This window comes from Streptomyces sp. AgN23, from assembly GCF_001598115.1.
GTDB classification, from domain to species: Bacteria; Actinomycetota; Actinomycetes; order Streptomycetales; family Streptomycetaceae; genus Streptomyces; species Streptomyces antimycoticus.
Window position 1 is genome coordinate 941,367 of the sequence record NZ_CP007153.1, and the last position, 22,165, is coordinate 963,531.

General features: G+C 70.8%; 20 protein-coding genes and 1 pseudogene. 14 read left to right on the plus strand and 7 right to left on the minus strand.

Going from position 1 to position 22,165, the window contains the following annotated elements; all coding sequences use genetic code 11:
• Positions 1–172: 172 nt before the first annotated feature.
• Positions 173–469: pseudogene (locus AS97_RS04250) on the plus strand (DegT/DnrJ/EryC1/StrS family aminotransferase); the annotation flags it as partial.
• Here the strand turns inward: AS97_RS04250 and AS97_RS04255 are convergent.
• On the minus strand, positions 469–948 hold the full coding sequence (locus AS97_RS04255; protein WP_210564362.1) for a hypothetical protein: 480 nt from the start codon (positions 946–948) through the stop codon (positions 469–471). The pseudogene AS97_RS04250 and the gene AS97_RS04255 sit on opposite strands and share 1 nt — an antisense overlap.
• 84 nt (positions 949–1,032) lie before the next feature.
• On the opposite strand from AS97_RS04255, the gene AS97_RS04260 reads away from it, so the two are divergent.
• Both AS97_RS04260 and AS97_RS04265 read left to right on the plus strand, forming a co-directional pair.
• A complete protein-coding gene (locus tag AS97_RS04260; protein ID WP_174893918.1) occupies positions 1,033–1,374 on the plus strand; it encodes a helix-turn-helix transcriptional regulator in 342 nt (113 codons plus the stop codon).
• Positions 1,371–2,120 carry a permease prefix domain 1-containing protein gene (locus AS97_RS04265; protein ID WP_221890346.1) on the plus strand — a complete coding sequence of 250 codons (750 nt, stop codon included), beginning with the start codon at positions 1,371–1,373 and terminating at the stop codon, positions 2,118–2,120. The genes AS97_RS04260 and AS97_RS04265 overlap by 4 nt, the downstream gene beginning before the upstream one ends.
• 116 nt (positions 2,121–2,236) lie before the next feature.
• Here the strand turns inward: AS97_RS04265 and AS97_RS04270 are convergent, their stop codons facing one another.
• Together AS97_RS04270 and AS97_RS04275 are read right to left on the minus strand one after the other, a co-directional pair.
• On the minus strand, positions 2,237–2,869 hold the full coding sequence (locus AS97_RS04270; RefSeq protein WP_059142566.1) for a sigma-70 family RNA polymerase sigma factor: 633 nt from the start codon (positions 2,867–2,869) through the stop codon (positions 2,237–2,239).
• A 184-nt stretch (positions 2,870–3,053) separates the two neighbouring features.
• Positions 3,054–3,749 carry a hypothetical protein gene (locus tag AS97_RS04275; protein WP_247204227.1) on the minus strand — a complete coding sequence of 232 codons (696 nt, stop codon included), beginning with the start codon at positions 3,747–3,749 and terminating at the stop codon, positions 3,054–3,056.
• 216 nt (positions 3,750–3,965) lie between these two features.
• Between AS97_RS04275 and AS97_RS04280 the strand changes: the two genes are divergently transcribed.
• Together AS97_RS04280 and AS97_RS04285 are read left to right on the plus strand one after the other, a co-directional pair.
• Positions 3,966–5,498 (plus strand): PepSY domain-containing protein, encoded by a 1,533-nt coding sequence (locus AS97_RS04280; RefSeq protein ID WP_125760158.1) that lies wholly within the window; start codon positions 3,966–3,968, stop codon positions 5,496–5,498.
• A 50-nt stretch (positions 5,499–5,548) separates the two neighbouring features.
• The gene (locus AS97_RS04285; protein WP_210564363.1) at positions 5,549–6,601 is read left to right on the plus strand and encodes an NAD(P)/FAD-dependent oxidoreductase; all 1,053 of its coding nucleotides are present in this window, start codon (positions 5,549–5,551) and stop codon (positions 6,599–6,601) included.
• A gap of 153 nt (positions 6,602–6,754) precedes the next feature.
• Here the strand turns inward: AS97_RS04285 and AS97_RS04290 are convergent, their stop codons facing one another.
• On the minus strand, positions 6,755–7,690 hold the full coding sequence (locus AS97_RS04290; RefSeq protein WP_079059191.1) for a S1 family peptidase: 936 nt from the start codon (positions 7,688–7,690) through the stop codon (positions 6,755–6,757).
• 181 nt (positions 7,691–7,871) lie between these two features.
• Here AS97_RS04290 and AS97_RS04295 point away from each other — a divergent pair, with 181 nt between their 5' ends.
• The 4 genes from AS97_RS04295 to AS97_RS04310 all read left to right on the plus strand — a co-directional run bounded on the left by AS97_RS04295 (position 7,872) and on the right by AS97_RS04310 (position 12,868).
• Entirely contained in the window at positions 7,872–10,553 is a 2,682-nt protein-coding gene (locus AS97_RS04295; RefSeq protein ID WP_210564364.1) for a SpoIIE family protein phosphatase, read from the plus strand.
• A 147-nt stretch (positions 10,554–10,700) separates the two neighbouring features.
• Positions 10,701–11,207, plus strand: a complete 507-nt coding sequence (locus tag AS97_RS04300) for a methylated-DNA--[protein]-cysteine S-methyltransferase (RefSeq protein WP_086709966.1) — start codon at positions 10,701–10,703, stop codon at positions 11,205–11,207.
• 90 nt (positions 11,208–11,297) lie between these two features.
• The gene (locus tag AS97_RS04305; protein ID WP_086709965.1) at positions 11,298–12,026 is read left to right on the plus strand and encodes a 2OG-Fe(II) oxygenase; all 729 of its coding nucleotides are present in this window, start codon (positions 11,298–11,300) and stop codon (positions 12,024–12,026) included.
• Between the two features lie 149 nt (positions 12,027–12,175).
• The gene (locus AS97_RS04310; protein WP_210564365.1) at positions 12,176–12,868 is read left to right on the plus strand and encodes an alpha-ketoglutarate-dependent dioxygenase AlkB; all 693 of its coding nucleotides are present in this window, start codon (positions 12,176–12,178) and stop codon (positions 12,866–12,868) included.
• Here the strand turns inward: AS97_RS04310 and AS97_RS04315 are convergent.
• Positions 12,850–13,083 carry a hypothetical protein gene (locus tag AS97_RS04315; protein ID WP_059142559.1) on the minus strand — a complete coding sequence of 78 codons (234 nt, stop codon included), beginning with the start codon at positions 13,081–13,083 and terminating at the stop codon, positions 12,850–12,852. The two genes, AS97_RS04310 and AS97_RS04315, sit on opposite strands and share 19 nt — an antisense overlap.
• A gap of 192 nt (positions 13,084–13,275) precedes the next feature.
• On the opposite strand from AS97_RS04315, the gene AS97_RS04320 reads away from it, so the two are divergent.
• The gene (locus tag AS97_RS04320) at positions 13,276–14,238 is read left to right on the plus strand and encodes an alcohol dehydrogenase catalytic domain-containing protein (RefSeq protein ID WP_210564366.1); all 963 of its coding nucleotides are present in this window, start codon (positions 13,276–13,278) and stop codon (positions 14,236–14,238) included.
• Between the two features lie 35 nt (positions 14,239–14,273).
• Here the strand turns inward: AS97_RS04320 and AS97_RS04325 are convergent, their stop codons facing one another.
• Both AS97_RS04325 and AS97_RS04330 read right to left on the minus strand, forming a co-directional pair.
• Positions 14,274–15,893, minus strand: a complete 1,620-nt coding sequence (locus AS97_RS04325; protein WP_086709962.1) for a hypothetical protein — start codon at positions 15,891–15,893, stop codon at positions 14,274–14,276.
• A gap of 50 nt (positions 15,894–15,943) precedes the next feature.
• Entirely contained in the window at positions 15,944–17,770 is a 1,827-nt protein-coding gene (locus tag AS97_RS04330) for an NAD(P)/FAD-dependent oxidoreductase (RefSeq protein WP_059142556.1), read from the minus strand.
• A 160-nt stretch (positions 17,771–17,930) separates the two neighbouring features.
• Between AS97_RS04330 and AS97_RS04335 the strand changes: the two genes are divergently transcribed.
• The 4 genes from AS97_RS04335 to AS97_RS04350 all read left to right on the plus strand — a co-directional run bounded on the left by AS97_RS04335 (position 17,931) and on the right by AS97_RS04350 (position 22,091).
• The gene (locus tag AS97_RS04335; protein WP_059142555.1) at positions 17,931–18,512 is read left to right on the plus strand and encodes a TetR/AcrR family transcriptional regulator; all 582 of its coding nucleotides are present in this window, start codon (positions 17,931–17,933) and stop codon (positions 18,510–18,512) included.
• A 146-nt stretch (positions 18,513–18,658) separates the two neighbouring features.
• Entirely contained in the window at positions 18,659–19,387 is a 729-nt protein-coding gene (locus AS97_RS04340) for a succinate dehydrogenase (RefSeq protein ID WP_059142668.1), read from the plus strand.
• Between the two features lie 2 nt (positions 19,388–19,389).
• A complete protein-coding gene (locus AS97_RS04345) occupies positions 19,390–21,348 on the plus strand; it encodes a fumarate reductase/succinate dehydrogenase flavoprotein subunit (protein WP_059142554.1) in 1,959 nt (652 codons plus the stop codon).
• Complete coding sequence (locus tag AS97_RS04350; RefSeq protein WP_059142553.1) at positions 21,345–22,091, plus strand: succinate dehydrogenase/fumarate reductase iron-sulfur subunit; 747 nt, start codon at positions 21,345–21,347, stop codon at positions 22,089–22,091. Before AS97_RS04345 ends, AS97_RS04350 begins: the two co-directional genes overlap by 4 nt.
• Positions 22,092–22,165: the final 74 nt, after the last annotated feature.

The window sequence follows — 22,165 nt, forward strand, 5'->3', positions numbered from 1 at the left end:
GCATTTATAGCACGGTCCCTTGGCCTCGGTCAGAGAGCTTGGTCAGCTCCGTTTTTGAGGGGACTGCAGGGGGGCCTTGAGGGGGAATGACGTTTGCCCCGTCGGCCGGTTAGCGTGCTAATGCGTCCGCCGCGGACCTGCCTCCAGAACGCATTAAGGGAGCAGGGAAATCATGAGCAATGATGTGCGCCCGGGATCCGAGCTGCCCGCATGGCCGCAGTATGGCGACGAGGAGCGCGAGGGCCTGATCCGGGCCCTGGATCAGGGGCAGTGGTGGCACATCGGGGGCGGTGAGGTCGACGCCTTCGAGGCGGAGTTCGCCGCGGCCCATGGCAGCGAGCACGCCCTCGCGGTCAGCAACGGAACGCACGCGCTGGAGCTCGCCCTCGAGGTGCTCGGCGTCGGCGCCGGGACGGAGGTGATCGTTCCCGCGTTCACCTTCATCTCGCCCTCGCAGGCCGGCGAACGTCACGCTCCGGTGGTCGAGCCGGGCCGGACGATCATCAGCACGACGACGATCGCCCAGAGCAGGTTGAAGACTCCGGTGAGCATGGCCAGCCGAGCCGCGACCGGGGAATCCCCCTTGGTGGCCGTGTCCTGGGGCGCGGTGAGCAGACCCCGCTGGGCCGGGAGGATGACCAGCGCGAGGACGACCGCGGCGACCGTGGTCAGGACGATCGACGCGATGAGCCAGACATCGGTGAGGACGCCGAGTTGGGCACCGGTGGCCAGGCCGAATGCCGGCACGGTGATACCCACAAGGGCATAGCCACGGCAGATCCGGTGCAGGAGCGCGGCGACGCCGGCGGCCCGTTGGCCGTCGGGGGCTTCGGGGCGCGGTGCGGCGGCCTGGCGCGCATAGCGCGGGAACAGCGAGGCGGCCACCGCGATCGGCCCGACCGCCAGGATCGCCGCGAGGACGTGTATGGACAGCAGCAGCTTGGTCATGGCAAGCCTTCCGGGCCGATGAACCTATATGTTGGCTACCAATACATAGCATGCCTACACCTCATAGAGGTAGGTTGGCTACCTGTGAGGGCAGACAGAGTGCGAGGACACCTGGACGGGTTGCTGATGGCCGTGCTCGAGCAGGGGCCACTGCACGGGTACGCGATCATCACCGCGGTTCAGCAGCGCAGCGGAGGCGTGCTCGACCTGCGCACGGGCACCATCTACCCGGCGCTCAACAAGCTGGAGCGGCTCGGGCTGCTGACCAGTAGCTGGGAGTCGGTCGGCGAGCGACGACGACGTTGCTACCAGCTCACCGACGCGGGGCGGAGAAGCCTGGCCGAGGAGCGCACCGCATGGCGGGAGTTCACCACGGCGATCGGTTCCGTTCTGACCCCCGGGGCCGAGCCCCGGTCCGCCACATGAGCGCCCACGGCCGACAGTCCGATCCCGTCAAAGGGCACACCGTCGGCGCCCATCCTGCCGAGGCCGATCCCGTCGAGGAGTACATCGCCGACCTGACGGCCCTCCTGCGGGGTCCGGCACGGGCCAAGGCGCGGATGATCGAGGAGATACGCGACGGTCTGACGGAGACGGTGGCGACGCACACCCGTGGCGGAAGCGCACCCGGCCGGGCCGCGGACGACGCCGTGCGGGAGTTCGGCACACCGGAGGAACTCGCGCCCGTCTGCCAGCGGGAACTGACCATCGCACAGGCGCGGCACACCGCGTGGGCCCTAGCCCTCACCGCCCCCTTCCTGGCCGCTTGCTGGTATCTGACCTGGAGCACCGCACACGGCCAGGACGGGCTGGTGCCACGTGCCGCCCAGTTGCTCGTCACGCAGTTGGCCGCCGTCATCGGCGCGATGGCGCTGCTCGCCGCGCCGGCACTGGCCGTCACCGGCGCCCTGGCCCGTCGGCTGCCCACACCGGACCGGCTGCCCCTGGCGATCGCATGGGTCGGCACCACGGCGGGAGTGGCCATGGGGATCGCCACGCTCACCCTCGCCGTCGCTTCCCTGGTGGCCACGGACTGGCCGCTGCTCGCGCTCGCCGGGGCCTTCGCCGCCGTGTCGCACGCCGTGGTGGCCCCTTCGGCCCGGGCCTGCCGCCGGTGCGCCCGGCCGGCGTTCGCCTCCCCACCGTCTCCCGGCGGTGTGGTCGGCCACTGACCAAGGCCCGCTCCCTCGCCCGCCACCGGCCGGGCGGGGGACGGTGGTGACGTACGGGACGCAGCAGGCGGCGGCCGATGGCCCGCCACCCGCCACGTCCCGCATCGTCGTTGGGCTCAGCCCGCCAACCGCACGGGTTCCGCGGCCTTCTCGGCCGCGGCCAGCAGTGCGGTGATGTCCTCACGGGCGCGGGCCACACGGGAGCGCACGGTGCCGATGGGGCAGCCGGTGGCGGTGGCGGCGTCCGCGTACGGCAGACCGAGCACCGTGGTGAGGAGGAACATCTCGCGGCGCGCCGGGGCCAGCGCCGCGAGCAGGTCCAGCAGCGCCACCCCCTCGTCGAATCCGGGGAGCCCGACGGGCTGCGCCCGTTCGGCCACCTCCTGCCAATCGTCCGCGTCCAGGGTGCGGGGGCGGGCGGCGGCCGTTCGGTAGCGGTCGACGACCACCCGGCGGGCGATCGACAGCAGCCACGTCCGGGCCGATGAGCGGCCGGCGAAGCGCGAGAGGCCGGTCAGCGCCCGCAGATACGTCTCCTGGGCGAGGTCCTCACAGCCGTGGGGGTCGGCGGTGAGATGGAGTACGAAGCGGCGTACATCGCGGTAGGTGGCGCGGATGAAGTGGTCGACCGCGTCGCGGTCGCCGTCACGGGCGGCCAGCGCCCATGCGGTGACCTGGCGGTCGTTCGCCGCGGCGGTGAAGCCGTGCACGGCTCTCATCGGTGCGGCGGGCAGCGTGGCGGAAGGCATCGTCACACGTCCTTCGAGTGGCGGTGAACGGCACACCGGCATGCGCCACCGGCCGCGCGGGCGCGCGGCGGGACGGCGAGAGGCCGGCGGTGCCGACGGATGGGGCCGACGCCGGGCAGGCGCCGGTACTCCGCCCGTCAACCGGCGCTCACCCCAGGTCAGGGGCGAGGGAAGGACGGGCGGTTCAGCGGATGGCGAGCCGCCTCGGTGGCCCTCTGCGGAGAATGACGTGCCGTAGCAGGACTTCGCGCGGCCGGCGGGCGAAGGCCGGTGCGGACGTCCATGCGGGCAGCGGAGTGGCGCCCGCACCCAGGATGCGCAGGGCGAGGACGAGGGGGACGAACAGCAGGGCCGCGAGCGCGCGGCCGAGCCGGAAGGCGGCCCGCTCGCCGCGCCACAGCCACAGTCCGCAGACCAGCGCGGCGAGCAGGTGGGCCGTGGTCATGCCTACCCCGCCCGGACCCGCCCAGGGCCACGGCAGATGGCCCATCGACGGCGCGGCGGAGGACATCGCGTCCGCGCCATGGTGCATATGGCCCATGGCGGCGCCGCTCATCGGGGCGGCGCCCATGTCCCGCATACCGGGCATCCCGTCGCCCATGGCGCTTCCCGCGCCGGGAGCGGCGGTCATCTCCGCACATCGGAACGCCATGTGCAGGCCCAGTTGCGCGACTACCGTCGCCCCGGTCACGACCAGTGCTCCGCGCTCGCGTCCGGCGATCCACCACGCGGCGGCCGTCGTCCCGGCGAACGCGGCGGCCACGGCCCACACCGGCAAGGTGTCACCGGACATCAGCATGTGCCCGAGCGCGGTCACCACGACGCACACCGCCGCGAACACGGCGGCTCGCGCGAGACGGAAGGGTGGCCCGGCGGACATGGCAACCATGGTGCCAGCCGTCAACGGTGTGCGTGACGACGGCCCAATCTTCATCACGCCGATGACAAGCGTGGCGTGGGGGTCGCCTCCGCATGGCCCCATGTGAGCCAGATCACAGATGATGCCCGGAACTCGACTGGGTGTGCGGCCGACAACTCAACCGGCGCGGCCCCCTATGCGTCCGCCCGCGCCGTTGCCCCGAACCAGGAGTCGTCCATGTCCGCTGAACCGCTCGCCCCGGCCACGGGCGATTCCCCGGATGACGCCGCCGGCAGGGAGCCACACTCCCCCACCGAGGCCGAGTCCGGCGGCGCCGGAGCCGGGTCCACCTCCGACGGCTCCGGGTCCGGGTCCGGGTCCGGCGGGTCCGTATGGGCGGGCCTGCGGCCGCTGGTGCTGCGGCTGCACTTCTACGCGGGGGTGCTGGTCGCACCGTTCCTGCTGGTCGCGGCAACGACCGGACTGCTGTACGCCGGATCGTTCCAGGCCGAGAAGCTGGTCTACGCCCACGAGCTGCGCGTCCCGGTCGGCGACCGTGAACTGCCGATCTCCCAGCAGGTGGCAGCCGCGCGCAAGGCCCACCCCGAGGGTGAGATCAGCGCCGTACGGCCCTCTCCCGAGGACGGTGCCACCACCCGGGTGCTGCTCTCCGGCGTCAAGGGCGTCGATCCCGACCATACGCTGGCCGTGTTCGTCGACCCGTACACCGCGAAGGTGCGCGGGGCGCTGGAGCAGTACGGCTCCACCGGTGCCCTTCCGCTGCGCACCTGGATCGATGAGTTCCACCGCGATCTGCACCTCGGGCAGACCGGCCGCCTCTACAGCGAACTCGCCGCCAGCTGGCTGTGGGTCATCGCCCTCGGCGGTGTGATGCTCTGGCTCAGCCGCCGCCGTAAGAAGCGCACACTGCGGGCGGTCGCGCTGCCCGACCGCGCCGCCACCGGCCGCAAGCGCACCATGTCCTGCCATGGCGCGCTCGGGCTGTGGGTGGCGCTGGGGCTGCTGTTCCTGTCCGCCACCGGCCTTACCTGGTCCACCTACGCGGGGGCCGGCGTGGAGGACCTGCGTACTGCCCTCGGCCAGACCACCCCGACCGTCTCGGCCACCGTCGGCGGCGGCGAACACGCCGGACACCATATGGGCTCCGATTCCATGCCGGGCATGAACATGGGCGGTACGGGCGAGGCGGCCGGGCACACCGCCGATGTGGGCCTGGACACCGTATGGAAGGCCGCCCGGGCCAAGGACCTGGACAACCCCGTCGAGATCGTCCCGCCCGCCGAGCCGGGCAGTGCGTATGTCGTCAGCCAGATCCAGCGCAGCTGGCCCGAGAAGCAGGACTCGGTGGCCATCGACCCGGCCACGGGTGAGGTGACCGACGTCCAGCGGTTCGCCGACTACCCGGTGCTCGCCAAGCTCAGCCGCTGGGGCATCGACCTCCACACCGGAAACCTCTTCGGCCTCGTCAACCAGATCGCCCTGGCCGCTCTCGCGCTCGCGCTGATCCTCCTGATCGTCTGGGGCTACCGCATGTGGTGGCAGCGCGGCCGTGCCTCCGCGTTCGGCCGCCCGATCCCCCGCGGCGCGTGGCGGCGGGTGCCGCTGTACGTCCTCCTCCCCCTGGCCGCGGCCACCGCTGTGATCGGCTACTACCTGCCCCTCCTCGGTATCCCGCTGGCCGCCTTCCTGGCCGTCGACATCGCCATGGGTGAGATCGCCCGCCGACGCGGCACCACCCCTGCCGCCTGACGCTTTGCTGCCTCGGCAACAAACTTTGCGCCCATGACGGGTGGGCTCGCATGGTGGCCGTGGAGGTGGTCGAAGTGACCGATGAGCTGAAGAACGCCTATGACGTGGTGGTGATCGGCGGTGGCGCCGCGGGGCTGAGTGGGGCGCTGATGCTGACTCGGGCGCGACGGTCGGTGGTGGTGATCGACGCGGGCGCCCCGCGCAACGCCCCGGCCTCGGGGGTGCACGGACTGCTGGCCCGGGAAGGAATCGGACCGGCCGAGCTGGTGGAGCGGGGCCGGGCCGAGGTCCGCGGTTATGGCGGTCAGGTGGTGTCCGGCGAGGTCAGCACCGTCGCCCGGGAGGAGGCCGGGTTCCAGGTGGCCCTGACCGACGGCCGGAGCGTCCATGCGCGCCGGTTGTTGCTGGCCACCGGGCTGGTCGACGAGTTGCCGGACGTCCCGGGGCTGCGGTCCCGGTGGGGCCGGGATGTGGTGCACTGTCCGTACTGCCACGGCTGGGAGATCCGTGACCAGGCCATCGGTGTCCTGGGGAGCGGGCCGCTGTCGGTGCACCAGGCGCTGCTGTTCCGTCAGTGGAGCGACGATGTCACCTTCTTCTCCCACACTCTGCCGTCGCCGGCCGGCGAGGAGGCGGAGCAGCTGGCCGCCCGTGGCATCCGCGTGGTGGACGGCGAGGTGGCGTCCCTGGAGATCGTCGATGACCGCCTTGTCGGCGTGCGGCTGACCGACGGCAGCGTGGTCAAGCGCGAGGCACTGGCCGTCGCGTCGCGGATGGTGGCGCGCACCGGCCTCCTGTCGGCGCTCGGGCTGCGGGCGGTGGAACATCCGAGTGGTGCCGGTGAGCACGTCCCGTCCGACGCGACCGGCCGCACCGAGGTGCCCGGGGTGTGGGCCGCGGGCAATGTCACCGATCTGGCCGCCCAGGTCGGTGGCGCCGCGGCGGCGGGCGCGGCCGCGGCGGCCCAGATCAACGCGGATCTGATCGCCGAGGAGACCCGCCAGGCCGTCGCCGCCCGGGCGCGCGGCGCGGTGCCGTTCTCCGCGGAGATGGAATCGCGGGTCTGCGAAGCGGTGTTGGGCAACCGCCGCCACGGCCTGTGACGGCGGCTCGTCATGGGCCATCGGCTGCCTCCGTCGCCGGGCCGGGACCCTTTGGTGGGCGGTCCCGGCCCGGCGACACGCCACAGGGCCGCCGCGGGCGGCAGACAGTGGCCGGTAGACGGTGACCGGTAGGCAGCGGCCTGCGGACAGGGGTCAGTAGACGGTGAGGCCGTAGGCGCTCAGCACTTCCTGGATCGGCTGGTAGAAGGTGGTGCCACCGGAGGAGCAGTCCCCGGAGCCGCCCGAGAGAATGCCGATGATCTTGTCGCCCGCGTAGAGCGGACCGCCGCTGTCACCCGGCTCGGCGCAGATGTTGGTCTGGATCAGGCCGGCGACGATGTCACCGCCGCCGTAGTTGACGGTCGCGTTGAGCGCGGTGACCTGACCGCAGCGGACACCGGTCGTGGCCCCTCGGCGGCAGACCTGCTGGCCGACGTGGGCGGTGGCGGTCCCGGTGACATCGACCGTTCCCACGGTCCCGGGATGTGGAACGGCCGTGTTGGTGTACCGGACGACGCCGTAGTCATTGCCCGGGAAGCTGGTGCCGACCGTCGGGCCGACCTGGGTCGTCGCACCGGAGTCGGCGTACCAAGTGGGGTTGCCCTCGGTGCAGTGGCCGGCCGTGATGACGTAATACGCGGCGCCGCTCTGCACATTGACCCCCGCGGAGCAGCGGGTCCCCATGGAGGAGTAGATCCCGTCGCCACCCGAGAGAAGGGTCCGCAGCGGACCGTCGAGCCGCTCGACGGTGACGGCACCGCGGAAACGCTCGGCGGTGCGGTCGAGCCTGGCCAGGTCGGCTCCCCGAGCCGTGGAGCCGACGAGAACACGCAGTGTTCCGGTGCGCTCGTCCACGGTCCATGCGGTGCCCGGGACATCCAGGGATTCCACGGCCGAGGCGGCAGCGGACACGGACGTCGACACGGACGGGGACGGGGACGGGGACGGGGATGGGGACGTGGACGGGGTGGTGGACGCGGAGGAAGCGGCCGCACTCGTGCCGACTGTCGCGAGGGCTGCCGTGGCGAACAGACCGGACATCGCGGCGATCAGCCGACCACGTCTCCTGGTACGGCGTGCTGTTCTCACCCGAACCTCCTTGAAAAGGCCGTCAGTTGGTCCAGCCGCCTCATTGTGCCCGCGTCCGGGCGGACGCGTAACCCACCTTCCCGGGTCGTCGAGAACCGCCCTTGATCAGCACATTGATCGATCAAAACGATGCCGCGCTCTCCTTCTCGCCTGCGACGAGGAGAATGTTATAAATGCCGGTATGAGCAGATATGCTCGTGCGACCCGGAGTCGGCTGGGGCCCTGGTCGCTGCTGCGGAGCGTCGCCGGGCAGGCGTTCGTCCTGCAGCTTCTGCTGACCCTGGTTCTGGTGGCCGCCGCGGTGGTGGCCGTCGCGGTGGATGCCCATAAACACAGCACACTCGACGCTCGCCGACGATCCCTCGCGGTGGCCGAGACCCTCGCGCACTCCCCCGGAATGGCCCGGGCCATCAGCGACGACAAACCGACGCCGCAGCTGGAGTCCCATGCGGAGGCGACGCGGAAGGGCTCCGGCGTCGACAGCGTCGTCGTGTTCGACACTCATGGCATCCGCCTCACCCACCCCGAGACGCCCTTGATCGGCAAGCGGATCGTCGGACCGGCCGGGCTGGTGCGGGACGAGCTGAACGGAAAGACGATCACGGAGACCTTCCGTGCCAGCCAGGGCCCGTCCGTCGTCTCGGCGGTCCCCGTCACCAAGGCCGACGGGGTCTTCATCGGCGGAGTGTCGGTCGGGGTCAAGGTGGGGAACGTGAACAGCGCGGTGGACCGCCGGCTGCCGCTGCTGCTCGGCAGCGGCGCCGGGGCGCTGGCCCTGGCCACGGGCGGAACGGCGCTGATGAGCGGGCGGGTGCGGCGGCAGACCCGTGGCCTGGGCACCGTGGAAATGCGGCGGATGTACGAACACCATGACGCGGTGCTGCACTCGGTCCGCGAAGGGGTGCTGGTCCTGGCGGAGGACGGGCGGCTGCTGCTGGTCAATGACGAGGCCCGGGAGCTGCTCCGGCTGGCTCCGGACGCGGAGGGGCGGCACATCGGCGAGCTCGGCCTGGAACCGCACCTGGCCGAGTTGCTGGCGTCGGGACGGCGCGTCACGGACGAGGTGCACTCCTGCGGGGACCGGCTGCTGGTGGTCAACATGCGCTCCACGGACCGTGCGGGCGATCCCACCGGAAGCGTGGTGACGCTGAGGGACACCACCGCGCTGCGGGTGCTGTCCGGCCGGGCCGAGGAGGCCCGCGAGCGGCTGAAGCTGCTGTCCGACGCCGGGGTGCGGATCAGCTCCTCCCTGGAGCTGACGGGCACCGCCGAGCAGCTGGTGGACGTGGCCGTCCCCCGGTTCGCCGACATCGTCACCGTCGAACTGCTGGAACCCGTGCTGCGCGGCGAGGAGCCCGAGCCGCCGTACGAGCCACTGGCACCGCACCGGACCGCCGTGGGCGGGATTCCTCCCGAAGCCCCCGTCTTCCGCGTGGGCGAGCGGGTCGTCTACGCGTCCGCCACACCGCAGAGCCGGGCCGTGAAGGCCGGAGCCGCCGTCCTCCAGACCGATCCGACCAGCACCGCCGAGTGGCCGGCCGGATACGGTGCCGAGGCCCGGTACCTCCTCGGCCGCGGGGTCCACTCGCTGATCACCGTCCCGTTGCGGTTCCGCGGCGTCACCCTCGGCCTGGCCACCTTCTGGCGGACACGGCGCGGCGAGCCGTTCGACGAAGCGGATCTGGCGATCGCCGGGGAGCTGGCCGTGCGCACCGCCGTGTGTGTCGACAACGCCCGCCGCTACGCCCGCGAACACGCCATGGTCGCCGCCCTGCAGCGCACCCTCCTTCCCAGCGGGCTGCCCGATCAGGACGCCGTGGAGGTGGCATCCCGCTATCTGCCCGCGCAGGGGGCGGTGGGCGGAAGCTGGTTCGATGTGATCCCCCTCCCCGGCGCCCGGGTCGCGCTGGTCGCCGGGAAGGTGCCCGGGCACGGTGTGCACGCCGCGGCCACGATGGGCCGACTGCGCACCGCGGTGCAGAACTTCTCGGCCCTGGACGTGTCCCCGGACGAGGTCATCTCCCATCTGGACGAACTGGTCACCCGTCTCGACCTGGAGCATGACCCCGACGCGCACGGCAGCCGGATCACCGGCGCGGGGTGCCTGTACGCGATCCACGACTCGGTGTCGGGCCGGTGCACCATGGCACGGGCCGGCGATCCGGGCATCGTCCTGACCCGCCCGGACGGCACCGTGGACATCCCCGCGATGCCCGCCTCCCCGCCCCTGGGCCACGGCGGAGAGCCCTTCGAGGCGGTCGGCCTCTCACTGCCCGCCGCGAGCCGCCTGGTGCTGTACACCAACGGTCTCCTCCAAGGCCCCGGCCGAACCGCGGGCACCGGCCTGGACCTGCTGCGCCGCGCCCTCGAGGCCGAGCCGGACCTCGGCCCGGACGAGACCTGCCGCAGTCTGTTCGACACCGTCCTTCCGGCCCGTCCGAGCGATGATGTCGCACTGCTGGTGGCCCGCACCCGTCTGCTCGACCCCGAGAACGTGGCCGAGTGGGCTGTTCCGTTCGACTCGGCGGCGGTCGCGCCGATCCGCGCCACCTGCGCCCGGACCCTACGGGCGTGGGGCCTGGAGGACGCCGTGTGCACGGCCGAGCTGGTCATCAGTGAACTGATCACCAATGCCCTGCGGTACGGCACACCTCCCGTGCGCATACGGCTGCTGCGCGGCCGCGACCTGATCTGCGAGGTCTCCGACGGCAGCAGCACCTCGCCCCATCTGCGGCGGGCCGCGACCACCGACGAGGGCGGCCGCGGACTGTTCCTCATCGCCCAGTTCGCCCAGCGCTGGGGCACCCGCTACACCCCGTATGGCAAGGTCATCTGGGCGGAGACGGCCCTGGACGGCCGCTGACGCCGGGAGTCGCACGCCTCGGGCCCCGGCGTTCGGCGCCGGAAACACCATGTCCGAATCCCGCCAGCTTTCCGCTTCCGAAAGCCGCATGCTGGGAGCAGCGCACGACAGAACAGCGAGAAGAAGAAGAAGAGAGGGACCACAGCCATGACGGTCCACACGACGATCGACAGCCCGCTCGGCGAGCTGCTGCTGGTGGGCGAGAGGTCCGCCACCGCGCCCGGGGGCACCGCGCTGGTTTCCCTGTCCGTGCCCGGCCAGAAGGGCGGGGCCGTCGTCCAGGACGGCTGGAGCGAGGATGCCGAGGCATTCACCGAGATCATCTCCCAGCTGCGCGCGTACTTCGATGGCAAGCGCGTCCGGTTCGACATCCAGTGCGTCGAGGGCGGTACGGACTTCCAGCGCAGGGTCTGGCAGGCGCTGGAGACCATTCCGTACGGCACCACGGTCAGCTACGGCGACATCGCCCGGCAGATCGGCGCCCCGCGCACGGCGGTTCGCTCCGTCGGCACCGCGATCGGCCGCAATCCGCTGCTGGTCGTACGGCCCTGCCACCGTGTCATCGGCGCCACCGGCGCCCTCACCGGCTACGCGGGCGGGCTGGAGCGCAAGCAGCGACTCCTCGTCCACGAAGGCGCCCTCCAGACCCTCTGAGCACGGGCCTCGCACCCACCGGTCGAGCCCGCACCGTGCCCTTCCCGGATCCCGGAGAACACCGATGAGCACGACCCCGGAGAAACACCGATGAGCACCACGACCGACACCGCACGTCTCCACCAGCGCGTGGCCGCGGCCGACTGGACACATCTGGCCGAAGAGCTGGACACCCACGGGTGCGCGCTCACTCCACGGCTGCTGACCCCCGCCCAGTGCGCCCGTATCGCCGGGCTCTACGAGCGGGAGGAGCGGTTCAGGAGCACGATCGACATGGCCCGCCACCGCTTCGGCTCCGGTCAGTACCGCTATTTCACCCATGACCTGCCCGAACCGGTCGCCGAGCTGCGCGCGGCGCTCTATCCGCGGCTGCTGACCATCGCCCGCGACTGGGCGGAGCGGCTCGGCCGCCCGGCGCCCTGGCCGGACAGCCTGGAGAAGTGGCTGGCCATGTGCCACGAGGCCGGACAGGACCGCTCCGCGCAGATCCTGCTGCGCTACGGCCCCGGCGACTGGAACGCCCTGCACCGGGACGTGTTCGGCGACATGCTCTTTCCGCTTCAGGTGGTGATCGGGCTGGACGCGTACGGCACGGACTACACGGGCGGGGAGTTCCTGCTGGTCGAGCAGCGGCCCCGGGCCCAGTCCCGGGGCACCACGGCCGTGCTCCAGCAGGGCCACGGGCTGATCTTCACCACCCGTGACCGCCCCGTGGCCACCAAGCGGGGCTGGTCGGCCGGTGTGATGCGGCACGGGGTCAGCACGGTGCGCTCCGGGCGACGCCACGCTCTGGGCCTGGTCTTCCACGACGCGGCCTGACGCCGCGGCCGGAACATCTCCGCCGCCGACATCGCGGCCGAACCCACCGCCTCACCGCGCGGCCCGAACCCACCGCCCCACGTTGCGGCCCGCCATCGCCACCCCACATCGCGGCCCGACACCACCAACCCGCCCGCGGAGAACCCCGTATGAACGCCCTGATCCCCCGCCCACGCCTCGAAGTGGCTCCCGGAGCCGTCCATGTGCCGGGCTGGCTCACCCTCGATCAGCAGCGGGAGCTGGTCATCGCCTGCCGGGACTGGGCCACCGGCCCGGTCCCGATCCGGCACACCAAGCTGCCGCGCGGGGGCGTCATGTCGGTGCGGACGGTGTGCGTCGGCTGGCACTGGCAGCCCTATGCGTACAGCCGCACCGCCGACGATGTGAACGGCGCCCGGGTCGCCGAATTCCCTGACTGGATGGTCGAGTTGGGCCGTCGTGCCCTGGCCGACGCATACGACGACGAGACGGCCGGTGAGGGCTACACCCCCGACACCGCACTCATCAACTTCTACGACGCCCAGGCGAAACTCGGCATGCACCAGGACAAGGACGAGCGGTCATCCGCCCCGGTGGTCTCGCTCACCATCGGCGACAGCTGCGTCTTCCGCTTCGGCAACACCGAGACCCGTACCAAGCCGTACACCGACCTCGAACTCGCCTCCGGGGATCTGTTCGTCTTCGGAGGCCCCTCCCGCTACGCCTACCATGCCGTCCCCAAGATCCTGCCCGGAACCGGCGACCCGGCCACCGGACTGCGGTCCGGACGGCTGAACATCACGATGCGGGTCACCGGCCTGGCCGATCCGGTGTCGTTCAGCGATCACCCCGCGGGCCGCTGAGCCTCGAACTCGGCGGGGAGCGCGGTCAGCGAGCGGATGAACGGGTTCTTGCTATGACTGATCTCGGAGGCGGGAACGCCCAGCCGAAGACCAGGGAACCGCCGGACCAGGCTCTCCAGGGCGATCTGCCCCTCCACCCTGGCCAGTGGCGCACCGATCGGGGGAAGTGCGTACAGGGCCTGCTCGATATCGGGGGCCAGGGTGCTGTCCGACATGGCCGTTCCGCTCCTTGCTCACGGTATGGCAATCGCGTCCGCAGCGTACGCGTAGGCGATGTGCGGCGGATGAGGCTTGGTCAGGTGCGCCAGTGGCGTGGTCTATCGCCGCGCGGATCATGTGTGGCACGCTCTTGGCATGATGCTGGCAGCGCGTCTTTCTGGAAAGCGGGCGTTCTCTTGAGGGCCGCCGTGCTGACGGAGCCCGGTGCGCTGTCCGTGGTGTCCGTGCCGGAGCCGTCCTGCGGCCCCGGGGACGTGCTGATCCGTATGCGGGGCACGGGGCTGTGCGGCTCCGATCTCGCGGTGCACGCGGGACACCGGCGGCCACCGCGTCTGCCCTGGATCCTGGGCCATGAGGGGACGGGGCGGATCGTCGGGCTGGGCAGTGCGGTCAGCGGTCTGCGCACCGGCCAGGACGTGGTCATCGAACCGGACTACTGCTGTCTGACGTGCGCCCCCTGCCGGGCCGGGCGGACGTCGGCCTGCGATGGCCGGGCCGCCGTGGGACTGACCGTCCCCGGCCTGCTGAGTGACTATGTCGTGGCGCCGGCCGCGTTCGTCTGGCCGGTCGCCCCGCGGTTGCCGCTCGAGGACCTGGTCTGTGTGGAACCGGCGACCGTGGCCCGGGCGGCGATGCGGCGCTCGGGCATCGCGCCGGGGCAGAGCTGCCTGGTGATCGGGGCCGGTTCCCAGGGCCTGCTGCTGTGTCAGGCGCTGGTCGACCACGGTGTGACGGTGTTCGTCCAGGAGCCCAACGAGGCCCGGCTCGACCGCGCGTGTTCCCTGGGCGCCACGCCCCTGCCACCGGACACGAACGGGCTCCCCTGTCTCTTCGAGACCTCCGGCGCCCCCGGAGTCATCGAGCAGGGGCTGCGACGGCTCGCCAAACCCGGCACCGCCGTTCTGATCGGGATGAACACCTCCCCTCTCGGGGTCTCCCCCCGCGATCTGGTGGCGGGGCAGATCACCCTCATCGGCAGCATGATCTACGACCATCCGGTGGACTTCGCACAGACCGTCAGTGCCCTGGAGTCGCGGACACCGCCCCGGCTCGGGGCGGTGGTCAGCGACGGCTATGCCCTGGAGGACGTTCAGGAGGCGTTCACCGCGGCGTACACCGCGGCGGGAAAGGTGTGGGTCGGCCTCTCCTGAGCGGCGGCTCCGGTGCAGCCGCCCGGCGGCGAACCTCACTCGGCGGGCCCGGTCAGACGCAGCACACTCCCCTCTCCGTTGGCCGATACGAGGAGGGCGCCATCCGGGGCGACGGCGAGCCCGGCGAACTGGCGCGGGCGGCCGGGGACTCCGGGAATCGGCTCGGGCTCGGTGCGCGTGATCCCGGGCGGCAGGCCGACCGCCAGGTTCTCGGCTTCGACCCTGCTCGCTCCCGTGGCCGGCGAGATCGCCCGCAGCCGCCGGTGCGCGACCTCCACCGTGAACAGCTCGTCACCGCGCACGACCAGGCCCTGCGGTGCGCCGAGCCCGTCCGCGACGACCACCGCCACACCGTCCTCCAGCCGGAGCACCGCGCCGCGCCGGTCGTCGCTGACGTAACAGCGCCCTTCGCGGTCGAAGGCGACGTCCAGGGGGTGGTCGAGTCCCTCGGCGAGCACGCTCACGGTATCGGTGTCGTCGATGCGCAGGATGCGGCCCGCACCGGTCTCGGCCACCACGAGGGAGCCGTCCGGTGCGACGGCGATTCCGGTGGGCTGGTCCAGCCCGGTGGCCCGTACCCGCGTGCTCCCGTCGACGGGGTCGTGGGTGCGCGCATCGCCGAGTTGTGAGGTGAGGTGCAGCAGGCCGTCGTCGGCGGTGACATTGTGCACGGCGTACATCAGCTCGTGGGTGACGACACCGGGCTCGTCTTCGTCCTCGCGGGAGCCGGAGCCCGAAACCTCCGGGCTCGCCAGGCGGAAGTGGTCGGCCGCGTACACCGTGCCACCGAGGTCGACCGTGATGCCGAACGGCCCGTCGAACCCCTGGGGGACCACCATCCGGGTCCTGCCGTCCGTGTGCATTTCCGCGATCCCGCCACTGGCGAAGCTGGAGACGAACATCCGGTTCTCGTGGTCGAACGCGGCGTTGTCCAGCCCCACGATGCCGCTCGCGACGACCGCCCGGGCCCCGGTGTTCAGATCGATCCGGGTCACCAGACCGGCCATGCCACGGGACAGGACGACGAGCACACCGCCCCGGTCGAACCGCACCGCGACCGGGTCGTCCACCTCCTCGGCGACCAGCTCGGGCACCCCTCCGTCGGGCGGGATCCGCCAGACCTCGTTGCGCATCATCTGCGGGTAGTACAGGCAGCCGTCGGGGCCGAGCTGCATCGCGTTGCCCAGGGCCAGTCCGTCGGTCAGCACCGCGGGGTCGCCGCCGCCGGGGAACAGCTCCATCAGGCGGCCGTTCATCTTCATCTCGTTGACGAAGAGGCGGTCGCCGACGCAGGTGATGCCATTGGGCACCGACACCTGGTCGGAGACGAGGGTGTACGCGCCCTCCGGGCCGCGCCGCCACACCCGGCCGGGGGTCAGATCGGCGATGTACATCGAGCCGTCCGCCCCGAAGGCCAGGTCGTCCGGCGCCTCCACCGGGCCGTCGAGCGGCACCACCACCTCGACGTCACCCGAGGCGGGGTCCACGGCGCTGATCTGCCCGGCGAGGAACTGCGCCACGTACAGCCGCCCGTCGGGGCCGAAGGTGACGCCGTTGGAACCCCACAGCCGGTTCGCCCTGGTGAGTCGGCGCACCTCCATGCGGTCGCTGGTGGCCCGGCCGCGTCCGGTGCCGTCGAACCGGCTGGGGTGCATCGTCGCTCCTTGGGAAGTGGCTCCTTGGGAATAGGTGGCATCCATCGGTGTCAGACCACCAGCACGTCGTTCATGCCGCCGTCCGCGCGCCAGCGCCTGAGCAGTTCGTGGAAGGCGATCGGCCCGTCGCCGAACGACTCGCTGCGCTCCCTGGGCATGCCCTCGTTGTTGTAGTAGCCGGGGGTGCACTCGGCCTGGAAGGCATACAGGTCCGCCGCCTTCTCACGGATGGTGGCGCGCCAGGCCGCCTCGGCCTCGGCCGTCGGCTCGACATACCGGGCCCGGCGCTTGCGCGCCTCGGCGAGCACCTCGGCGACGTGGATCGCCTGCTCGTCGAGGATGTGCACATAGTTGACGGCGCTGGCGTTCTGCAGCGGGCCGAGCTGGAAGAGGTTGGGGAAGCCGTGGCTGTAGAAACCGTGGAGTGTCTTCGGACCGTCGCGCCAGGCTTCGGTCAGGGTGACACCGCCGCGGCCGTGCACCGGGAGGAGTCCGGAGGTGACGCCGGAGACGCCGACCTCGAAGCCGGTGGCGAAGATGACGCAGTCGACCTCGTACTCGACCCCGCCGGCCACGACGGCGTTCTCGGTGATGCGCTCGACGCCCCCGTGGTCGGCCGTGTCCACGAGCGTGACGTTGGGCCGGTTGAAGGTGTCCAGATAGGTGTCGCTGAACGTGGGGCGCTTGCACATGTAGCGGTACCAGGGCTTGAGCGCCTCGGCCGTCGCGGTGTTCTCGACGATGGAGTCCACGCGGTCGCGGATCCCGTTCATCTTCTGGAAGTCGGCGATTTCGTAGAGGCGTTCGCGCTCCTGGGGTGGCAGGCCCGCGTAGCTGTCGGTCGGGATGAGCTTCTGCTGCAGCCGCGCGGTGCTCGTCCAGCCGTCGTTCACCAGGTCCTCGGCCGCCTCGCCGCCGGTGACGACGGCGAGGAAATTGTCCCTGCGGCGCCGCTGCCAGCCGGGCGTCAGCGATGCGGCCCACCCCGGATCGGTGGGGCGGTTGCCGCGCACATCGACCGAGGACGGCGTGCGCTGGAACACATACAGATGCTCGGCGTCCCGTCCCAGATGGGGCACGACCTGGATGGCGGTGGCGCCGGTGCCGATGAGGGCCACGCGCTTGTCGGCGAGTCCGTGCAATCCGCCGCTCGCGTCGCCGCCGGTGTAGTCGTAGTCCCAGCGGCTGGTGTGGAACGTATGGCCCTTGAAGGTCTCGATGCCCGGGATGCCGGGGAGTTTCGCCCGGCTGAGTGTTCCGCTGGAGATCACCACATGGCGCGCCCGGATGCGGTCGTCCCGGTCGGTGTGGACGGTCCACTCCAACTCGGCGTCGTCCCAGCGGAGTTCGGTCACCTGGGTCCGGAAGCAGACATCGCGGTAGAGGTCGAAGTGGCGCCCGATCGCCCGTGCGTGCTGTCTGATCTCCTCACCCGGCGCGTAGCGCCACTGGGGTACGTAGCCGATCTCCTCGAGCAGGGGGAGATAGACATAGGACTCGATGTCGCACTGGACACCCGGATAGCGGTTCCAGTACCAGGTGCCGCCGAAGTCCCCGCCCTGTTCGATCATGCGGATATCCCGCACGCCGGCCTGCCGCAGTCGCGCGCCGGCGAGCAGACCGCCGAAGCCGCCCCCGATGATCAGTACGTCGACCCGGTCGTGAAGTGGCTCCCGGGTGAACTCCGGTTCCACGTACGGGTCCTGGGCGTAGGAACCGAAGTCGCCGGCGATGCGCCGGTACTGCTTCCTGCCGTCGGGGCGGATCCGGCGGTCACGCTCGGCCCGGTACTTCGCCCGCAGGGCGTCCGGATCGAATCCCAGCTCGTCGGCGTCCATGGACGTGGCGACGGCGGGCGGATGGTGGGGTGTGGACATAGGGGGTCCTCGTGCCTCTGGCGTCGGAAGGTCTGCGGGGCTCGGGCGCCGCCCGGGGTCCGTTGATCGGCGGCGCGGGCTCAGCCTCACAGAAAACGTTCCCACTGCGCAAGCTTTCCCAGTGGGCAAGAATCAGCCTTATCCCGTATGCTCACCGGCGATGACTATCGGCCTGCGCGAGCGCAAGAAGGCGGCGACCCGCCAGTCGCTGCACGATGCCGCCGTACGCCTCGCCGCCGAGCACGGCGTCGAGCACCTCACAGTGGAGGCCATCGCCGATGCCGCCACCGTCTCCCGGCGCACCTTCTCCAACTACTTCGCCAGCAAGGAACAGGCGCTGCTGCATCACGACAGTGCGCGCACGGTCCGGCTGGTCGAGCTGATCCGCGCCCGCCCGGCGGAGGAATCCCTGATGACGGCGGTGATCCGCGCCGCCGAGCAGCACTCCACCGAGTTCGCCGCCGACCCGGCACAGGAGGAGCACTACCGGGCCCTGCGGCTGCATCCGGCGCTGCTCCCGGAGCTGGTCGCCACCTACGCCGCCGCCGAGCGCGATCTCGCCGAGGCCGCCGAGGAGCGCCTCCCCGCCGGACCGGACACCCCACTGCGGGCCCAGGTCCTCGCCGCGACCCTGCTCGCCGCCTTCCGTGTCGTCGGGCAGACGGCTCTCGAACGCCGTGAGCACGATGTCGTGGACCTGCTCCGGCAGGCCATCGACATCACCCGCGAGGGCTTCCGCTGACCGTTTTCACCCGGCCGGAGGACGGCCGGAGGGACCGCCGACCCAAGCGTGGCCGGATCTGAGCGACCCTCGATAGGCACTGACTATCGAGATGATCAGAATCATATCTTGGCCCTTTCGACCCGCCCGGTTCTACCGTCGTGTTCATGGCATTGACAACGCGGCCGGAGCAGCGTCCGACGCGGGCGGAGCGACGGCCGTCCATGGCGCTCACATTCTGGCAATCGACGCTCGGCAAGAAGATCGTCATGGGCGTGACCGGTCTGATCATGATCGGTTACCTCTGCGCTCACCTGCTCGGGAACATGAAGATCTTCTTCGGTCCCGGGGAGTTCAACGGCTACGGACACTGGCTGCGCGTCATGGGGGCGCCCGTCCTGCACCATCAGTGGGGCCTGTGGATCGCCCGTATCGTCCTGGTCGCCGCGGTGGTCCTGCACGGTGTCTCCGCCTACCAGCTGAGCAAGCGCGACATCAAGGCCCGCCCGCAGAGCTACGTCCACGCCAAGCCACGGATGAGCTATGCCACCCGGACCATGCGCTGGGGTGGGGTGATCCTGGCCCTGTTCATCGTCTGGCACATCCTGGACCTCACCACCGGCACCACGCACAGTGGCGGATTCCAGGAGGGCCACCCGTACCAGAACGTGGTGGACACCTTCTCCACCTGGTACGGGAACGTCATCTACATCGTGGCGATGCTGGCCATGGGCATGCACGTCCAGCACGGCTTCTGGAGCGCCGCGCAGACCCTCGGCGCGGGCAGCCGTACCCGTGACCGTGCCCTCAAGGCCACTGCCAATGGGCTGGCGATTCTTCTCACCGCCGGGTTCATCTCGATACCCGTCGGTGTCATGACCGGAGTGGTGAGCTGACCATGACCTCGTACAGCGAATACACCGAGTACACCGTCGGCGAGCCGATCGAGGACGAGCAGGCCCCCTCCGGGCCGGTGAGCGAGCGCTGGGACACCCGCCGCTTCCAGGCCAAGCTGGTCAACCCCGCCAACCGCCGCAAGCACACCATCATCGTGGTGGGCACCGGCCTGGCCGGTGGCGCCGCCGGCGCCACCCTGGCCGAGCAGGGCTACCACGTGGTGCAGTTCTGCTACCAGGACTCGCCGCGCCGGGCCCACTCCATCGCCGCCCAGGGCGGGATCAACGCGGCGAAGAACTACCGCAACGACGGCGACTCGATCCACCGGCTGTTCTACGACACCGTCAAGGGCGGCGACTTCCGCGCCCGCGAGTCCAATGTCCACCGCCTGGCGCAGATCTCGGTGGAGATCATCGACCAGTGTGTGGCCCAGGGCGTGCCGTTCGCCCGGGAGTACGGCGGTCTGCTGGACACCCGCTCGTTCGGCGGTGTGCAGGTCTCCCGCACCTTCTACGCCCGCGGCCAGACGGGCCAGCAGCTGCTGCTCGGTGCCTACCAGGCGCTGTCCCGCCAGATCGCGGCGGGCAATGTGGAGATGCACGCCCGCACCGAGATGCTGGACCTGATCGTGGTCGACGGGCGGGCGCGTGGCATCGTCGCCCGCGATCTGGTGACCGGCAAGATCTCCACGTACTTCGCCGACGCGGTGGTGCTGGCCAGCGGTGGCTACGGCAACGTGTTCTATCTGTCGACGAACGCCATGAACTCCAACGCGACCGCCATCTGGCGGGCGCACCGGCGCGGCGCGTACTTCGCCAACCCTTGCTTCACTCAGATCCACCCGACCTGCATTCCGCGCTCCGGGGACCACCAGTCCAAGCTGACCCTGATGAGCGAGTCGCTGCGCAACGACGGCCGGATCTGGGTGCCCAAGGCGAAGGGCGACACCCGTCCGGCGGCCGAGATCCCCGAGGACGAGCGCGACTACTACCTGGAGCGGATCTATCCGTCGTTCGGCAATCTGGTGCCGCGCGACATCGCCTCCCGTGCCGCGAAGAACGTCTGCGACGAGGGCCGCGGCGTCGGACCCGGCGGCCAGGGCGTCTATCTGGACTTCGCCGACGCCATCGCCCGGATGGGCCGTAAGGCGGTCGAGGAGAAGTACGGCAACCTCTTCGACATGTACGAGCGGATCACGGCAGAGAACCCGTACGAGGTCCCGATGCGCATCTACCCCGCGATCCACTACACGATGGGCGGGCTGTGGGTCGACTACGACCTGCAGACCACCGTGCCGGGGCTGTTCGCGATCGGCGAGGCCAACTTCTCCGACCACGGTGCCAACCGGCTCGGCGCCTCCGCGCTGATGCAGGGCCTGGCCGACGGCTACTTCGTCCTGCCGTCGACGATCAACGACTATCTGGCCCGCCACCCGCACAAGGAAGAGGTGGATGCCGGGCACCCCGCGGCCGTGGAGGCGGTGCGGGAGACCGAGGACCGGCTGGCCAAGCTGCTGGCCGTCGACGGCGACCGCACCCCCGACTCGTTCCACCGCGAGATCGGCGAGCTGGTGTGGGAGTTCTGCGGCATGGCCCGCACCGACGAGGGGCTGCGCAAGGCGCTGGACCGCATCCCGCAGATCCGCGAGGAGTTCTGGCGCCGGATCAAGGTGCCGGGCACCGGCGAGGAGTTCAACCAGTCGCTGGAGAAGGCCAACCGGGTCGTGGACTATCTGGAGCTGGCCGAGCTGATGTGCCTGGACGCCCTGCACCGGGCCGAGTCCTGCGGTGGCCACTTCCGCGAGGAGTCCCAGACCCCCGATGGTGAGGCCGCCCGCCGGGACGAGGAGTTCACCTATGCCGCGGCTTGGGAGTTCACCGACACCGGCGCCGCCCCCGTGCTCCACAAGGAGCAGCTGACCTTTGAGTACGTCCACCCCACTCAGCGGAGCTACGCATGAAGCTCACCCTGCGCGTCTGGCGCCAGAAGAACGCCGACACCCCCGGTGCCATGGCCACTTACCAGCTCGACGGTGTCTCCCAGGACATGTCCTTCCTGGAGATGCTCGACATCCTCAACGAGGAACTCATCGTCAAGGGTGAGGAGCCGGTGGCCTTCGACCACGACTGCCGTGAGGGCATCTGCGGTGCGTGCAGCCTGGTGATCAACGGTGACGCCCACGGTCCGGAGCGCACGACCACCTGCCAGCTCCATATGCGGTCCTTCCAGGACGGCGACACCATCGACATCGAGCCGTGGCGTGCCTCCGCCTTCCCGGTCATCAAGGACCTGGTGGTGGACCGCTCCGCCTTCGACCGGGTGATCCAGGCCGGTGGCTTCATCACCGCCCCGACCGGGGCCGCGCCGGAGGCACACGCCACTCCGGTGCCCAAGGCGGACGCGGACTTCGCGTTCGAGCACGCCGAGTGCATCGGCTGCGGAGCCTGCGTGGCGGCCTGCCCCAACGGTGCGGCGATGCTGTTCACCTCGGCCAAGGTCAACCACCTCAATGTGCTGCCCCAGGGCTCTCCCGAACGGGAGACCCGGGTGCTGGACATGGTGTCCCAGATGGACGCCGAGGGCTTCGGCGGCTGCACCCTCACCGGTGAGTGCGCCACGGCCTGCCCCAAGGGCATCCCCCTGTTCTCCATCACCGCGATGAACAAGGAGTGGCTGCGGGCGACCCGCAAGGTCAAGCGCTGACCCGCACTCCCCCGAAAACGGCACCCCTCGACAACGCTCCGTGGATGGGGTGTCCCGGCGGCGGAGGTCTCTCC